15 protein-coding genes are annotated in these 15,758 nt (G+C 68.7%); 11 read left to right on the top strand and 4 right to left on the bottom strand.

The features are described 5' to 3' along the window. Window positions 1-3 precede the first annotated feature (3 nt). The gene (locus G369_RS0105150) at window positions 4-957 is read left to right on the top strand and encodes a crotonase/enoyl-CoA hydratase family protein (RefSeq protein ID WP_019652913.1); all 954 of its coding nucleotides are present in this window, start codon (window positions 4-6) and stop codon (window positions 955-957) included. Window positions 958-996: 39 nt separating this feature from the next. Here G369_RS0105150 and G369_RS0105145 read toward each other — a convergent pair whose 3' ends face one another. Next, window positions 997-2,538: an alpha/beta hydrolase family protein gene (locus tag G369_RS0105145; protein WP_019652912.1), complete on the bottom strand. Its 1,542-nt coding sequence runs from the start codon at window positions 2,536-2,538 to the stop codon at window positions 997-999. 190 nt (window positions 2,539-2,728) lie between these two features. Then, window positions 2,729-3,637, bottom strand: coding sequence for a transglutaminase family protein (locus G369_RS0105140; RefSeq protein ID WP_019652911.1), 909 nt, complete (start codon window positions 3,635-3,637; stop codon window positions 2,729-2,731). Window positions 3,638-3,760: 123 nt separating this feature from the next. On the opposite strand from G369_RS0105140, the gene G369_RS0105135 reads away from it, so the two are divergent. Further along, window positions 3,761-4,096, top strand: coding sequence for an antibiotic biosynthesis monooxygenase family protein (locus G369_RS0105135; protein ID WP_019652910.1), 336 nt, complete (start codon window positions 3,761-3,763; stop codon window positions 4,094-4,096). Between the two features lie 8 nt (window positions 4,097-4,104). On the opposite strand, the gene mnmC is transcribed toward G369_RS0105135, so the two are convergent. Next, window positions 4,105-6,036, bottom strand: a complete 1,932-nt coding sequence (mnmC, locus tag G369_RS0105130; RefSeq protein WP_019652909.1) for a bifunctional tRNA (5-methylaminomethyl-2-thiouridine)(34)-methyltransferase MnmC2/FAD-dependent 5-carboxymethylaminomethyl-2-thiouridine(34) oxidoreductase MnmC1 — start codon at window positions 6,034-6,036, stop codon at window positions 4,105-4,107. Window positions 6,037-6,050: 14 nt separating this feature from the next. Next, window positions 6,051-6,326 carry an oxidative damage protection protein gene (locus G369_RS0105125; RefSeq protein WP_019652908.1) on the bottom strand — a complete coding sequence of 92 codons (276 nt, stop codon included), beginning with the start codon at window positions 6,324-6,326 and terminating at the stop codon, window positions 6,051-6,053. Window positions 6,327-6,500: 174 nt separating this feature from the next. Here G369_RS0105125 and G369_RS0105120 point away from each other — a divergent pair, with 174 nt between their 5' ends. The 9 genes from G369_RS0105120 (at window position 6,501) to G369_RS0105080 (ending at window position 15,758) form a co-directional block, all read left to right on the top strand. Next, a complete protein-coding gene (locus G369_RS0105120) occupies window positions 6,501-7,550 on the top strand; it encodes a sulfate ABC transporter substrate-binding protein (RefSeq protein WP_019652907.1) in 1,050 nt (349 codons plus the stop codon). Between the two features lie 135 nt (window positions 7,551-7,685). Further along, entirely contained in the window at window positions 7,686-8,270 is a 585-nt protein-coding gene (ssuE, locus tag G369_RS0105115) for an NADPH-dependent FMN reductase (RefSeq protein ID WP_019652906.1), read from the top strand. A 172-nt stretch (window positions 8,271-8,442) separates the two neighbouring features. Continuing rightward, the gene (locus tag G369_RS0105110) at window positions 8,443-9,468 is read left to right on the top strand and encodes a sulfonate ABC transporter substrate-binding protein (RefSeq protein WP_080647797.1); all 1,026 of its coding nucleotides are present in this window, start codon (window positions 8,443-8,445) and stop codon (window positions 9,466-9,468) included. A gap of 33 nt (window positions 9,469-9,501) precedes the next feature. Next, window positions 9,502-10,464 carry a sulfonate ABC transporter substrate-binding protein gene (locus tag G369_RS0105105; RefSeq protein WP_019652905.1) on the top strand — a complete coding sequence of 321 codons (963 nt, stop codon included), beginning with the start codon at window positions 9,502-9,504 and terminating at the stop codon, window positions 10,462-10,464. Next, a complete protein-coding gene (ssuD, locus tag G369_RS0105100; RefSeq protein ID WP_026346207.1) occupies window positions 10,464-11,633 on the top strand; it encodes an FMNH2-dependent alkanesulfonate monooxygenase in 1,170 nt (389 codons plus the stop codon). Before G369_RS0105105 ends, ssuD begins: the two co-directional genes overlap by 1 nt. A gap of 9 nt (window positions 11,634-11,642) precedes the next feature. After that, entirely contained in the window at window positions 11,643-12,491 is an 849-nt protein-coding gene (gene ssuC / locus G369_RS0105095) for an aliphatic sulfonate ABC transporter permease SsuC (RefSeq protein ID WP_019652903.1), read from the top strand. Window positions 12,492-12,501: 10 nt separating this feature from the next. After that, complete coding sequence (locus G369_RS0105090; RefSeq protein WP_019652902.1) at window positions 12,502-13,473, top strand: aliphatic sulfonate ABC transporter substrate-binding protein; 972 nt, start codon at window positions 12,502-12,504, stop codon at window positions 13,471-13,473. A 7-nt stretch (window positions 13,474-13,480) separates the two neighbouring features. After that, on the top strand, window positions 13,481-14,323 hold the full coding sequence (locus tag G369_RS0105085) for an ATP-binding cassette domain-containing protein (protein WP_019652901.1): 843 nt from the start codon (window positions 13,481-13,483) through the stop codon (window positions 14,321-14,323). A 145-nt stretch (window positions 14,324-14,468) separates the two neighbouring features. Next, window positions 14,469-15,758: an O-acetylhomoserine aminocarboxypropyltransferase/cysteine synthase family protein gene (locus tag G369_RS0105080; protein WP_019652900.1), complete on the top strand. Its 1,290-nt coding sequence runs from the start codon at window positions 14,469-14,471 to the stop codon at window positions 15,756-15,758.

Below are 15,758 nucleotides of genomic sequence, written 5' to 3'. Positions count from 1 at the left end.
ACCATGCCAGCCTTCGACACCGTCCTGATCGACAAGGACCCGCAGCACCCGCGCATCGCGCGCCTCGTGCTGAACCGGCCCGAGAAGCTCAATGCCATCGGCGAGACCACGCCCGCCGAGATACGCCGCGCGGTCGAGTGGGCCGAGGCCGACGACGAGGTGCACGTGATCGTGGTCGAGGGTGCGGGCCGCGCCTTCTGCGCCGGCTACGACCTCGGCGACTACGCCGAGGGCCGCGGCCGCGAAGGCGGCGCAGGGCACGGCGACCACCCTTGCCGACAGGAGAAGACGCCGTGGGACCCGATGCTCGACTACGCCGCCATGAAGCGCAACACCGACGACTTCATGGCGCTATGGCGCAGCCGAAAGCCCACCATCGCCAAGGTGCACGGCCACGCGGTGGCCGGCGGCAGCGACATCGCGCTGTGCTGCGACCTGCTGACCATGGCCGACGACGCGCGGATCGGCTACATGCCCACGCGCGTGTGGGGCTGCCCGACCACCGCGATGTGGACCTACCGCCTCGGCGCCATGCGTGCCAAGCAGCTCATGTTCACCGGCGACACCATCACCGGCGTCCAGGCGGCCGAATGGGGGCTGGCCAATTTCTCGGTGCCCGCTCAGCAGCTCGAGGAGGCCACGATGCAGCTCGCACAGCGCATCGCCGGCGTGCCGGGCTCGCACCTCATGATGCACAAGCTGGTCGTCAATCAGGTCTGGCATTCGATGGGGCTGGAGCAAAGCCAGATGTTCGCCACCGTGTTCGACGGCATCACCCGCCACAACCCCGAGGGCATGTGGTTCAGGCGGCAGGCGGAGGCCGAGGGCTTCAAGAGCGCTGTGCAGTGGCGCGACAGCGGCCGGCCGATTCCGGAAGGCGACGAGGCGAGGGCGCGCATCGCCGAGCTCGAAGCGAAGCTCGCTGCCGCGCGGGCGGCGGTGCCGCCCGCGGGCTGACTGCAGGCCGACGAGCCCGCCGGTCCTCGCCTCGAAGCCTCAAGGGGCGCAGGGGGCGCCTGCCGCCAACTGCGAGCGCACGGCCATCAGGTCCGTGCTGTCGTCCGGGCTCTGTGCATTGCGGGTGAACTTGCAGCCGTACAGCGAGCTTGCAACCGTGGAGGGCGTGACCACGTCGTCGCCCGCGGGCTTGGCGGTGTTGTCCTGCTCCCAGGCGAGCATGGCCGCGAAGGCTTCTTCCTGTTCCTTGATCGTGAAGTCGCAGTGCGTGATGCCGCGGATGGCGCGCTGCACCAGCCACTGGCTGTTGCCCTTGGCCGCCACGCGCTGGTTGTAGATCTGCTCCATGCTGAAGGGCACGTACAGGTCGCCGAGCGTGTGCAGCGTGACCACAGGGATCTTGAACTCGCCGTTGACCTTGGGAATCCAGCGCAGCCCGTCGGTGCGCAGGCGATTGGCGTCCGGCGCGGCGGTGAGCTTCTGCGCGCTGGCATTGAGCTGGTCGGTGGCGGCGGTGTCGCCGTCGATCTTGTAGGTGAAGCGGTTGGTGTCCAGCGTGCTCTTGTTGAGGATGCCGTTGACCGTGCCGTCGCTGCCGAACACGCCCCAGACCGCCTGGAAGGAGCGGCCTTTCCCAAGTGCGAACTGGAAGAGCGGACGCGGGCCACCGGTCAGGTTCTGCAGCACCGAGGCGTAGGCCAGACCGGTGGCGCCGTTGGGCACGACGTCCGAGTTCGTGAAGGTCGAGAAGAGCGTGGCGGTGACCTGCGCGCCGATGTCGGCCCACTTCGGCGTCGGATAGCTGGCGTTGCCGGCCAGTGCCTGCGCAGTCACCTGCGCGGCGGCGAAATAGTCGAACAGCTCGGTGTCGCCCACCACGCCGCACATCGGAACCGCGCCGTTGTACTTCACCTTGTGGTTGGCCGTGGCGTAGGCCTCGTCCTCGATGGCGGCCGCCGTGATGTGGCCGCCCATCGAGTGGCCGGTGATGAAGATCTTCGAAGGCGCTGCGAGCTCGCGGCCGTTGGCCTTGGCGATGGCGTTGAACTGCAGGGCGAGGGCGTTGGTGTCCTCCACGCCGGCGCGCACGTCGTAGTAGTTCTTGCTGTAGCTGGAGGCCGCCCAGGCGTAGCCGTTCTGGATCAGGTAGCGGCGGATCGTCGGCGTGCCGGCCTTCAGCAGGTTGCCTTCGCCGGCATAGCCGTGCGCGTACATCACGAGCTTGCCGTTCCAGTTGGCGGGCACCTCGACGTTGTACTGGGCGCCACCCAGCATGCCGGCCCAGCGGCTGGTGGTGCTGTTGTCGACGGTGTCGCTCGGGGCGGCCGCGAGCGCGGAGAATGTGGTGGCCGAGGGGTCTGCCGGCGCGAAGGAGTTGCGGCTGTCCTGCAGGCGGGTCTCTTCCGGCGCGGGGGCCGGTGCGGGGGGCGGGGGCGCCGGCGGGTTGGGGGCCGGAGCGGGAGCCGGGGCGGGGGCCGAGGGCAGGAAGGTGAATCCGTTCGAGCCGCCGCCTCCGCCGCCGCACGAGGCGACGGCGAGGCTGGCTGCCAGGGCGATGAGTGTCAGGCGCGCTGAATGCATGGGGTGTCTCTCTCCGTTTTTTTCAGGTTCTTGGAATAGGACCGGCGCGGCGCTGCACCCGCGATCGCGTAGAACGACCGTGCTATTTCGCTGGCCGGCGGCGCAGCGTAGAGGCGATGCCGAAGCCGCCCGTGGGGGATTTCCCGCAGCGGCTATCACTTGCGCGACAGCCGTGGAGGTCGTGTCGCCGTCAGCCCTCGCGGCGCGTGACGAGCACCGTGGCTTCCAGGCCCTCGTAGGCCTCCGGGTCGCCGAACCAGCTGCCCGAGATGGGCGCCGCCAGCGCAGGGTCGCGCGCCACGCCCACGCGGATCAGCTGGCCGCTGCCCATGAGGTTGTTGGTGGGGTCGAAGGCAAGCCAGCCCACGCCCGGCAGGTAGGCCTGCAGCCAGGCGTGCGTGGTGCCGGCGCCGGTCATCGAGTCGGGCTCTCCCTGCGTGCGCGCGGCGGTGTCGAGTGCCGCGTCGTAGAGATAGCCGGAGACGAAGCGCGTCGCAATGCCCAGGCGGCGCGTGGCTTCCATCATCAGCAGCGCGTAGTCGCGGCAGCTGCCGCTGCCCAGCGCCAGCGTCTCCAGCGGCGTCTGGGTGCCTTCCTCGTCGCGCGCCTTGTACTCGAAGCTCTGGCCGATGTGCGCGTTCATGCGCGTGAGCACCTCGCGCGTGCTGTTGGGCTTGTCGCTGCGCAGGAACTGGTGGGCCCAGCGGATCAGGGTGCCTTGCCCGTCGTCGTCGTGGTGCGGGCGCAGGTAGTGCTCGAGGTCGAGGCGCTCCTGCACCGAGTAAGCGAAAGGCAGGAACTCGGCCGACGGGTCGAGCGTCAACAGGTCGCGCTGCGAGGGCGGCACGTGCTCGATCGTGAAGGAGCACACGATGCGCAGCTCGGTGGCTTCGCCCAGCGGCTGCACCAGCGCAACGGAGTTGGAGTTGGGGTCCTGGATGAGCCGCGTGTTCGCCTCGGGGCTCACCTGCAGGTCGGTGGCCAGCACGCGCAGGTCGTGGCTGTCGCGCGGACGGAACATCACGCGGTGCAGCCCGAAGCTGACCGGCTTGCTGTAGCGGTAGACGGTGGTGTGCCTGATGTCGTACTGGATGGCCATGCGCCGCATTCTCGTGCCTTCGCCCTGCAAAAGCGCGGCGCCGTACGCGCCATGCCGCAGAATCGACGCCCTCTCGCCCGCCCACTCCGTTCCATCGAGACATCGAGGAGATACCGCGCCGCCATGTACTCCGCCACCTTCATCTTCGCCAGCAAGCAATTCGACGACGAGTTCCACCGCCTCGACCAGACCATCGCCGCCGCCGCGAAGTCGCTGCCTGGCTACCTGGGCGAGGAAACCTGGGAAAACCCAGGAAACGGCCTGGTGTCGAACGTCTACTACTGGGACTCGCTCGAAAGCCTGCAGGCGCTGATCCGGCATCCCGCGCACCAGCAGGCCAAGGCCGCGCAGGCGAACTGGCTCGACGGCTACAAGGTCGTGATCTCCGAAGTGCTGCGCACGTATGGCGACAGCCGCATCGACCACATGCTGGCGCCGGCGGTGAAGGGCGCCAGCTAGGACGCGATTCAGAGCCTTTGGGTGCCGAGCGCCTTGGCCAGCGTGGCGGGCAGGGGCAGCGGCTCGGCATGCCACTGCGCGGCGAGCAGCTCGGCACACAGGGCCGCGAAGCTCAGGCCGCGCGAGCCCAGCGCCGTGCACGCCCAGAGGCCGGCGTCGACCGGGCCTGCGAGCGGGCGCCGGTCGCCCGAGGCGCATCGGACGCCGACCCATGCGTGACTCTCGGCGTCGGCCAACGCCTGGGCGGCGGACGGGTGCAGGCGTGCGAGGCGCTCTCGGTTCGCGGCGCTGTCTGCCGCGGTGGGTTCGAGGCTGGTGCTGTCGCGGTCGAAGGTCGCACCGGCCAGCCACATCGGGGCTTCGCCGCGCTCGCCGGGGACGTGGGCGACCAGATGGCCGTCGCCGTTGATCGGCGTGTGGGGCAGCGGCGTGCTGTCGTCGGGCATCGGGCCGAAGGCGACCTGTCCTCGCACCGGCTGCAATGGCAGGGCGGGTGCGAAGCGGCCCGATTCGAAGCCGGCGCAGATGACGACGCGGTCCGCTTCGGCCAGCAACCCGCCCGAAGCATCGAACAGCCGCCAGCCGTCCGGATGCCGCTCCAGCCGTTCCACCCGGCAGCCGCCGCGGAACTCGACGCCCGGCTGGCGTAGCCAGGCTGCGATCAGCCGCCAAGGCTTCACCCAGGCCGCGCGCGCGTGCCAGATCGCGGGCGTTTCGGTGGACAGGCCGGCTGCGGCCAGACGATCGGCATCGGCGGGCCAGGATTCGTTCGGCCCATGGCTGCTCCAGCCGGCGGGCACGCGCACATCGCCATCGGGCCGGCGTTCCAGCACGCCGGTGGCGCACCAGTCGCGGCCTTCTTCGAGCAGGCGCTCGAGTTCGATCCACGTCGCGCGGATGCCTGCCCGCGTGAGCCGCGAGAGCAGCGCGTCGTCGGGCGAAACATGCGGTGCCAGCATGCCGACAGGCAACGACGACGCACCGGACGCGGGCCAGTCGGCCGCATCGAGCACCGTCACCTGCCAGCCGCGACGCGCAAGGCTGGCAGCCACGGCGGCGCCTGCCAGGCCCGCGCCGACGACGGCGCAGCGGCCCGGCGCATCGACGCGCTCGGGCACGGGCTCGCGTCGGCGCACGGTCCAGGCGGGGGCGAAGGTGCCGCACAGGCAGTCGCGCTTGGGCGGCAGGCCGGGACGCTTCTCGATGACGAAGCCCTGCTGCGCCAGCGCGTCGCGGATCGCCCGCGCGATGGTCCAGGTGGCGATGCGCGTGCCCTGGCGGGCGAAGCGCGACACCGCCTTGAGCGTGTCCGGCGACCACATTTCAGGGTTCTGCCGGGGACTGAAGCCGTCTAGAAAGATGCTGTCGGCCTCGAAGCGCTGGGCACGCAGCATCGGCTGCACGTCGCCTACGCACAGCGTGAGCAGCACGCGGCCATCGTCGAAGGCCAGCCGATGGAAGCCCGGCAGCAGGCCGTTCCACTGCGCAGCCAGTTCGGCGGCCAGCGGAGCCAGCTCAGGATAGGCGCCCGCCGCGCGCAGCAGGTCGGCGGCCGAGACCGGATGGGCCTCCACCGAAACGAAGTGCAGCAGCCGCGGGCGTGCCGGGTCGGCGCGCCACGCCTGCCAGGTCGTCAGGAAATTGAGGCCCAGGCCGAAGCCGGTTTCGAGAATCCGCCACTGGGGCTGTCCGCCCCAGGCCTGCGGCAGGCCACAGCCGCCGAGGAAGACGTGGCGCGACTGAGCCAGTGCGCCGGTTTCTGTGTGATAGATGTCGTCGAAGCGCTCGCTGCGGGGAACGCCGTCTGCGCGCCAGGTAACAGGCTCACCCCCAGGCTTCGCGCACTTCGTGTCGCTTCGCCCACCCCCTTCGAGGGGGCAACACCTGCAGCCCGGCGAAGCCGGTTCTGCGGTGTTTCCCGAGGAAGAGGTGGGCGGCAATCGCGGGGTGACTGTCAGGGGGCCGTGGGGGGGACGTAGCCTTGCGCCACGTCGGCGCCTTCGCCGAAGAAGTGCTTTTCCATCTGCCGAGCCAGGTACTGGCGGGCGCGCAGATCGGCCAGGTTCAGCCGGTTCTCGTTGACCAGCATGGTCTGCTGCTTGAGCCAGGCGGCCCAGGCTTCCTTGCTGACGCTTTCCCAGATCCGCTTGCCCAGTTCGCCGGGGTAGGGCGGGAAGTCGAGACCTTCGGCCTCTTTGCCGAGCTTGATGCACTGAACCATGCGTGCCATTTCTGTTGCCTTCTGAACGGGAAAAAGTGGGGATACGGGAAAAACCGGGGGAGCCGGCGGCGGGCTGCTTAGTTGATTTGGCTATTTAGAACTGAAAACTTGGTCGTTCCAGTTTCTATATGTCGTATTGAGAATACGCAGCTTCATCGATATGCCTTTTAAGAGCAAGACACCATGAGCCTTCGCCGCGACTTTATCAAGCTTTCCCTGGGTGCCGGCGTGGCCGGTGCCATGGCCCTGTCGGCATTGCCGGCGCTCGCCCAAGGCGCGGCGGCTGCCAAGGGCCCCGTGACGCTGCTGAACGTGTCGTACGACCCGACCCGCGAGCTCTACGTGGACTACAATCAGGCCTTCGCCAAGTACTGGAAGGCCAAGACCGGCCAGGACGTGACGGTCAAGCAGTCGCACGGCGGCTCGGGCAAGCAGGCCCGCTCGATCATCGACGGCATCGACGCCGACGTGGCCACGCTGGCACTGGGCGGCGACATCGACGCGCTGGTCTCGCACGGCGGCCTGGTCAAGGCCGACTGGCAGAAGCGCCTGCCGCACAACTCCGCTCCCTACACCTCGACCATCGTGTTCCTGGTGAAGAAGGGCAATCCCAAGGGCCTGAAGGACTGGGACGACCTGGTCAAGCCCGGCGTGCAGGTGATCACCCCCAACCCCAAGACCTCGGGCGGCGCCCGCTGGAACTACCTGGCCGCCTGGGAATTCGCCAAGCGCAAGTACGGCGGCGACGCGAAGGCCAAGGAATACATCGGCAACCTGTTCAAGAACGTGCCCGTGCTCGACACCGGCGCGCGCGGCGCGACCATCACCTTCGTGCAGCGCGGCGTGGGCGACGTGCTGCTGGCCTGGGAGAACGAAGCCTTCCTGGCGCTGAAGGAATTCGGCCCCGAGAAGTTCGAGATCGTGGTGCCGTCGATCTCCATCCTGGCCGAGCCCAGCGTGTCGGTGGTCGACAAGGTCGTCGACAAGAAGGGCACGCGCGAGGTGGCCGAGGAGTACCTGAAGTACCTGTACTCCGACGAAGGCCAGGACATCGCCGGGCGCAACTTTTACCGCCCGACCTCCGAGAAGGCCAAGGCCAAGTACGACAAGCAGTTCCCCAAGCTCACGCTGGTGACCATCGACCAGGCCTTCGGCGGCTGGGCGAAGGCCGACAAGGAGCACTTCGCCGACGGCGGCTCCTTCGACCAGATCTACACCACAAAACAGAAGTAACTGGCTCGCCCGCAGGCTGCGCGCACCGCGCGTCGCTTCGCCAACCCCCTGCCGGGGGTGGGCAGGCCGCTTCGGGCGGCCGTGCGCGGCGGCCCCCACGAATTCGCGCTTGTTTTCATCGAACTAAGGTTTTCCGTGTCCGTTCTCCTGATTGCCGGCAGCCCCACGGCCCCATCCCGCTCAACCGCCTTGCTCGACGCGGTGGGTGAGCGGCTGGCCCAGCGTCACGCGCGGATCGAGCGGCTCGCCGTTCGCGAACTGCCGGCGCAGGCGCTGCTCCTGGCCGAGTGGAACCACCCGGCCATCGAACGGGCCATCGCCCAGGTGGCGGCCGCCCGCGTGATCGTGGTGGCCACGCCGGTCTACAAGGCGGCCTACAGCGGCCTGCTCAAGGTCTTCCTCGATCTGCTCTCGCAGAACGCGCTGAAGGGCAAGACAGTGCTGCCGCTGGCCACCGGCGGCAGCCCGCACCACATGCTCGCGCTCGACTACGCACTGCGGCCCGTGCTGCAGTCGCTGTCGGCGCGCCACATCCTGCCGGGCGTGTACGCCAGCGAATCGCAGATCGCGCTGACGCCCGAGAACGCCTACCAGGTCCACAACGACCTGGCCGAGCGACTCAACGAGGCCGTCGAGGTGCTCGCTACCGAAGGCCTCAAGCTGCCTGCCACGCACGGCTTCGAGCCGGTGCCGTTTTCCCGCGTGCGATGTAGCGTCTAGCGGGGCTCGCCCCCAGGCTGCGCGGCACTTCGTGCCGCTTCGCCAGCCCCTACCGGGGGCAACACCTGCGGCCCGGCAAAGCCGGTTCCGCGGTGTTCCACGAAAAGGCTTCCGGCACATCGCGTGCCGTGGGCCAGCCTTTGCCCGACGTTTTGCACCAAGGAATCCACGCATGAACCCCGTCGCAACCGAAGACCCCGTGCTCGAAGTGCCGCCGCGCTCCTTCTGGCGCGGCCTGCGCGATCTGCTGATCAGCGCCATCGTGGTCAGCGCCATCGCGCTGATCGTGAGTTTCATCTCCGCCGCCTCGGCGCATGCCCAAGGCAAGGGCGAACTGCGCATCGGCTACCAGAAGTCGGCCAGCCTGTTCGTGCTGCAGAAGGCGCAGGGCACGCTCGAGAAGAAGCTCGCGCCGCTGGGCTTCGGCGTGAAGTGGGTCGAGTTCCCGGCCGGCCCCCAGTTGCTCGAAGGCCTGAACGTGGGCGCGGTCGACGTGGGCTACGTCGGCGAGGCGCCGCCCATCTTCGCGCAGGCCGCGGGCGCCAAGTTCGTCTACTTCGGCTACGACCCGGCCGCGCCGCGCGCCGAGGCCATCCTGGTCACGAAGGATTCGCCCATCAAGTCGGTCGCCGACCTGAAGGGCAGGAAGGTCGCGCTCAACAAGGGCTGCAACGTGCACTACCTGCTCGTGAAGCAGCTCGAGAAGAACGGCCTGAAGCTCTCCGACATCCAGCCCGTCTACCTCGCGCCCGCCGACGGCCGCGCCGCCTTCGAGAGCAGGAACGTCGATGCCTGGGTGATCTGGGACCCGTTCCAGGCCGCCGCCGAGAAAGCCACCGGCGCGCGCGTGCTGGCCGACGGCACGCCCGAGGTGGTCAACAACTACCAGTACTACCTGGGCGAGCGGGGCTTCGTGAAGAACAACCCGAAGGTCATCGACGCGCTGTTCGCCGACTCGGTGGAGCAGGGCATCTGGCTCAAGAAGAACCTGCGCCAGGCGGCCGAGCTGATCGCTCCGCTGCAGGGCCTGCCGGTCGACGTGGTCGAGCTCGCGCTGCGCCGCTACGAGTTCAACGTGAAGCCGATCACGCCGGCCGTCGCGGCCGACCAGCAAAGGATCGCCGACACCTTCTTCGCGCTGAAGCTCATTCCCAAGCCCATCAAGGTCAGCGAAGCCGTGGTCACGGCGCAGCCCTGAGGCCTTCGACGCATCGATCGTTCCCGCACAACCATGACACGCACCTCCATTCCCCGCCGACGCCTGATCCAGGGCGCGGCCGCGGCCATCGCGCTGCCTTCCTCCTTCGCCGCGCTGGCGCAGCAGTCGCCCGCGCGCCAGTTCCGCATCGGAAACCAGAAGGGCTATCTCACGCTGCTCAAGGGCCGCGGCACGCTCGAAAAACGCCTCGCGCCCCTGGGCGTGAGCGTGAAGTGGACCGAGTTCACCGCCGGCCCCGTGCAGCTCGAGGCGCTGAACGTCGGCTCCATCGACTTCGGCGACGTGGGCGAGGCTCCGCCCATCTTCGCGCAGGCCGCCGGCGCACCGCTGGCCTACGTGGGGGCGACCGTGCCGCGTCCGCAGTCGGAGGCGGTGCTGGTGCCCAAGGGCTCCACGATCAAGACCGTGGCCGATCTCAAGGGCAGGAAGATCGCGCTCAACAAGGGCTCGAACGTCCATTACCTCATCGTCAAGCTGTTCGAGAAGCACGGCCTCGCGTTCGCCGACCTGAACCTGGTCTACCTGCCGCCCGCCGATGCGCGCGCCGCCTTCGAGAAGGGCTCGGTCGACGCGTGGGTGATCTGGGACCCGTTCCTGGCCGCGGCCGAGAAGTCGCTCGACGCGCGCGTGCTGGCCGACGCCACCGGCGTGGTCGGCAACCGCGCCTACTACTTCTCCTCGCTCGACTACGTGGCGAAGAACGCCGACGTGCTGGCCATCGCGATCGAGGAGCTCAACAAGGTCGACGTCTGGGGTGCCGCAAACAAGGGCGAACTGGCCGGCGAGCTGGCCACGCTCTGGGGCCTTCCGAAGCCGGTGGCCGAACTGTCGGTGAACCGCTCGGCCTACGGCACCGCGCCGATCACCAAGGCCATCCTGGGCGAGCAGCAGAAGATCGCCGACACCTTCTTCGACCTGAAGCTGATCCCGAAAAAGATCAACGTGCTCGAAGCGGCCGGCGCGGGAGTCGCATGATGCAGATCTTCTGGTTCCTCCCCACGCACGGCGACAGCCGCTATCTCGGCACCAGCGAGGGCGCCCGCCCCATCGACCTGGCCTACCTGCAGCAGATTGCCGGCGCGGCCGACAACCTCGGCTACGAGGGCGTGCTGATCCCGACGGGCCGCTCCTGCGAAGACCCGTGGGTCATCGCCTCCAGCCTGATCGGCGCGACCAGGAAGCTCAAGTTCCTGGTGGCGGTGCGCCCCGGGCTGCACCAGCCCAGCCTCGCGGCGCGCATGGCCGCGACCTTCGACCGGCTCTCGGGCGGGCGGCTGCTGGTGAACCTGGTGACGGGCGGCGACCAGGCGGAGCTCGAAGGCGACGGCGTGTATCTGGACCACGCATCGCGCTACGAGCAGTCGGCCGAGTTCATCCGCATCTGGCGCGAGATCATCGCGCGCAGCCATGACGGGCAGTCTTTTGACTACGACGGCAAGCACCTGAGCGTGAAGGGCGCGAAGCTGCTCTACCCGCCGGTGCAGAAGCCGTATCCGCCGGTGTGGTTCGGCGGCTCTTCGGCGCCTGCGCATGAGCTGGCGGCGGAGCAGGTCGACGCCTACCTGACCTGGGGCGAGCCGCCCGCCGAGGTGGCGAAGAAGATCGCCGACGTCCGGGCGCGCGCCGAGCGCAACGGGCGGAAGGTCGAGTTCGGCATCCGGCTGCACGTGATCGTGCGCGAGACGGAAGATGCCGCCTGGAAGGCCGCCGAGGAACTCATCAGCCGCGTGGACGACGAGACCGTGATCCGCGCCCAGGCCGCCTTCGCGCGCATGGATTCCGAAGGGCAGCGCCGCATGGCCGCGCTGCATGCGGGCGGTGCCAAGCGCACGCGCGCCGATCTGGAAATCGCGCCGAACCTGTGGGCCGGCGTGGGCCTGGTGCGTGGCGGTGCCGGCACTGCGCTGGTGGGCGACCCGAAGACGGTCGCTGCGCGCATCGAGGAATACGCGGCCCTGGGCCTCGACAAGTTCATCCTGTCGGGCTACCCGCATCTCGAAGAGGCCTACCGCTTCGCCGAGCTGGTGTTCCCGCTGCTGTCGCGCAAGGCGAAGACGCAGCTGGCCGGCGGCTCGCTGAGCGGGCCCTTCGGCGAAGTCGTCGCCAATCTGGACGCGCCGTCGCGCCTTGTCTCGCAAAGTTGAAGGATCGCCATGACTGAACAGGTTCAGGAACTGCCGGCGGTCGTGCCGGCCGAGGAGGCGGGCGGCAGCGCGTTCAAGTCCTTCGCGGTCAACGTCGCGAAGCGGCTGGTGCCATGGCTGGTGCCGGTGGGGCTCATCGTCTTCTGGCAGATCGCCTCGTCGCTGGGCTGGCTCAGCACGCGCGTGCTGCCGGCGCCCATCGACGTGGTGAAGGCTGCGTGGAACCTCACGGTGTCCGGCGAGCTGTGGACGCACGTGAAGGTCAGCGCGGGCCGCGCTCTGCTGGGGTTGGCCATCGGCGGCGGTGCAGGGCTGGCTCTGGGCCTGCTCACCGGGTCGGTGAAGTTCTTCGAGACGCTGCTCGACTCCACCATCCAGATGGTGCGCAACATCCCGGCGCTGGCGCTGATCCCGTTGGTGATCCTGTGGTTCGGCATAGACGAGTCGGCCAAGCTGTTCCTGATCTCGGTGTCGGTGTTCTTCCCGATTTACCTGAACACTTTCCACGGCATCCGCAACGTCGATCCGCAGCTCATCGAGATGGGCCGCACCTACGGGCTCTCGCGCTGGCAGCTCTACCGCGAGGTGATCCTGCCGGGCGCGCTGTCGTCGATCCTGGTGGGCCTGCGTTTCTCGCTGGGGCTGATGTGGGTGATCCTGATCGTGGCCGAGACCATCTCGGCGCAGGCCGGCATCGGCTACCTCACGATGAACGCCCGCGAGTTCCTGCAGACCGACATCGTGCTGGTGGGCATCCTGCTGTACGCACTGCTGGGCAAGCTGGCCGACCTGTTCGCGCGCGGCCTGGAGCAATGGTGGCTGCGCTGGCACCCCGGCTACCAGAAGAAGGCGAAGTGAGGGCAGGGACATGACACGGCATCCATCGATCTCCCGCCGCACGGCCATCGCCACGCTCGCCGCACTCGGCTCGGGCGCAGTGTTCGCCCAGGGTGTGGCCAGCCGGGCCGCCACGGTGCGCCTGGGCTACCAGAAGTCGTCGACGCTCATCGCCGTGCTGAAGGCGCAGGGTGTGCTCGAGAAGCAGCTCGCACCGCTGAACGTCACGCTCAGCTGGCACGAGTTCACCAGCGGCCTGCCGCTGCTGGAGGCGCTGAACCTCGACAACCTCGACATCAGCGCCGACGTGGCTGACACCGTGCCCGTGTTCGCCCAGGCGGCCGGCGCCGACCTGACCTTCCTCGCGCAGGAGGCGCCGTCGCCCTCGGCGCAGGCCATCGTCGTGCGCGAGGATTCGCCAATCAGGACCGTGGCCGACCTGAAAGGAAAGAAGGTCGGCTTCGCGAAGGCGGCCGGCGCGCACTACCTGCTGATCGCCGCGCTCGACAAGGCCGGCCTCTCGTTCAGGGACATCGAGCCCGCCTACCTCACGCCCGCCGACGGCCGTGCAGCCTTCGAGAAGGGCGCGATCGACGCCTGGGTGGTGTGGGACCCGTTCCTCGCCGCTGCCCAGCGCCAGTCGAAGGTGCGCGTGCTTGCCGACGGCGCGGGCATCGCCTCGTACCAGCGCTACTACCTCGCGAGCAGCAAGTTCGCGAAGGCGCGGCCGGACGTGCTGCGCGTGGTCTACGCCGAGCTCGAGAAGACCGGCAAGTGGGTCAAGCAGAACCCGAAGGAGGCGGCCGCGCTGCTGTCTCCCGTGTGGGGCCTGGACGCCGCGACCATCGAGCAGGCCAACGCGCGCCGCAGCTACGCGGTGCGGCCGGTGGTGCCCGAGGGGCTGGGCGAGCAGCAGCGCATCGCCGATGCCTTCCTTGCCGAGAAGCTGCTTCCCAGAAAGATCGATGCGCTCAACGTGGCGCTGTTCAAGCCAGGAGCCTGAAGACATCATGAGTGCAGTCCTGAAAGACATCCAGACCCGGCCCCAGCCGCAAGCCATCGCCGGCGGCGTGCGCCTGGAGGCGCGCAACCTGCACAAGCGCTACGGCGCGCGCGAGGTGCTGCGCAACACCCGCCTGACCATCGAGCCGGGCCAGTTCATCGCCATCGTCGGGCGCAGCGGCTGCGGCAAGAGCACGCTGCTGCGGCTCATCGCGGGCCTGGAGGAGCCGAGCTCCGGCGGGCTTTACACCGACGGCAAGGCCGTGAACGGCCTGCACGACGACACGCGCATCATGTTCCAGGAGGCGCGCCTCCTGCCGTGGCGGCGCGTGCTCGACAACGTGACGCTGGGCCTGCCCAACGACGCCAAGGCGCGCGGCAAGGAAGTGCTGGCGCAGGTCGGCCTGGCCGATCGCGAGAACGAATGGCCGGCTCGCCTGTCGGGCGGCCAGCGCCAGCGCGTGGCCCTGGCGCGCGCGCTGGTGCACCACCCGCGCCTGCTGCTGCTCGACGAGCCGCTGGGCGCGCTCGATGCGCTCACGCGCATCGAGATGCACCGCCTCATCGAGAACCTCTGGCAGCGCCACCGCTTCACCGCACTGCTGGTGACGCACGACGTGCAGGAAGCCGTTGCGCTGGCCGACCGCGTGATCCTGATCGAGGACGGCCGCATCGCGCTCGACGAGAACATCGCGCTGGCCCGTCCGCGCTCGCAGGGCGACCCGGCATTCGCCGCGATCGAAAAACGAATCCTCGACAGGGTGCTGCAGAAGTCCGAAGAGACCGAAGCCGAGAGCACCGACGCCAGCTGGCTCGCAACCCCGGCGCATGCATTGCGCTGGGCAATTTGATGTCCACCCCCAGGCTTGCCCACTTCGTGTGGCCGCCAACCCCCTCGCCGGGGGCAATACCAGCGGCCCGGCAGAGCCGGTTCCGCGGTATTCCTGAATGAATCCGCCGGCCCGTTCTTTCCTTCAACCCTGAAAGGTATTCCGCATGTCGCAGAACTGGAAATTCGAAACCCTGTCGGTCCACGCCGGCTATTCGCCCGACCCGACCACCCGCGCCGTGGCACCGCCCATCTACCAGACGGTGGCCTACGCCTTCGACAGCGCCCAGCACGGTGCCGACCTGTTCGACCTGAAGGTGCCGGGCAACATCTACACCCGCATCAACAACCCGACGCAGGACGTGCTGGAGCAGCGCGTGGCGGCGCTCGAAGGCGGCATCGCCGCGCTCGCGCTGGCCTCGGGGCAGGCGGCCGTGACCTACGCAATCCAGACCATCGCCGAGGCCGGCGACAACATCATCAGCAGCACGGCGCTCTACGGCGGCACCTACAACCTGTTCGCCCACACGCTGCCGCAGTTCGGCATCACCACGCGCTTCGCGGACCATCGCGACCCGTCCAGCTTCGAAAAGCTGTTCGACGAGCGGACCAAGGCGGTGTTCGTCGAGTCGCTGGGCAACCCCGCGGGCAACGTGACCGACATCGCGGCCATCGCCGAGATCGCGCACCGCAACGGCGTGCCGCTGATCGTCGACAACACGGTGCCTTCGCCGTACCTGAGCCGGCCCATCGAGCACGGCGCCGACATCGTGGTGCACTCGCTCACCAAGTACCTGGGCGGCCACGGCACCAGTATCGGCGGCGCGATCGTCGACTCGGGCAAGTTCCCGTGGGCCGAGCACAAGCAGCGCTTCAAGCGCCTGAACGAGCCCGACGTGAGCTACCACGGCGTGGTCTACACCGAGGCGCTGGGCCCGGCCGCCTACATCGGCCGCGCACGCGTGGTGCCGCTGCGCAACACGGGTGCGGCCATCTCGCCGTTCAACGCCTTCCAGATCCTGCAGGGCATCGAGACGCTCGCGCTGCGCGTCGACCGCATCAGCGACAACGCACTGCGCGTCGCGCAGCACCTGAAGACGCACAAGGCGGTGAAGTGGGTCAACTACGCAGCACTCGAAGACCACCCCGACCACGCGCTCGCGAAGAAATACCTGGGCGGCAAGGCCAGCGGCGTGCTGACCTTCGGCATCGGCAGCGGCCGCGAGGGCGGCGCCAGGTTCCTCGATGCGCTGAAGCTCTTCACGCGCCTCGTGAACATCGGCGACGTGCGCTCGCTGGCAACGCATCCGGCATCGACCACGCACAGGCAGCTTTCGCCCGAGGAGCTGGCCCGCGCCGGCGTGACCGAGGACACGGTGCGCCTGTCGGTCGGCATCGAGCACATCGACGACCTGCTGGCCGACCTCGACCAGGCGCTGGCGGCGGCATCGAATTGA

The organism is Variovorax atrisoli 110B (genome assembly GCF_000382045.1).
GTDB lineage: Bacteria > Pseudomonadota > Gammaproteobacteria > Burkholderiales > Burkholderiaceae_C > Variovorax > Variovorax atrisoli.
Note: the sequence above shows the minus strand (reverse complement) of the source record. Positions and strands in the feature narration are given on the sequence as shown.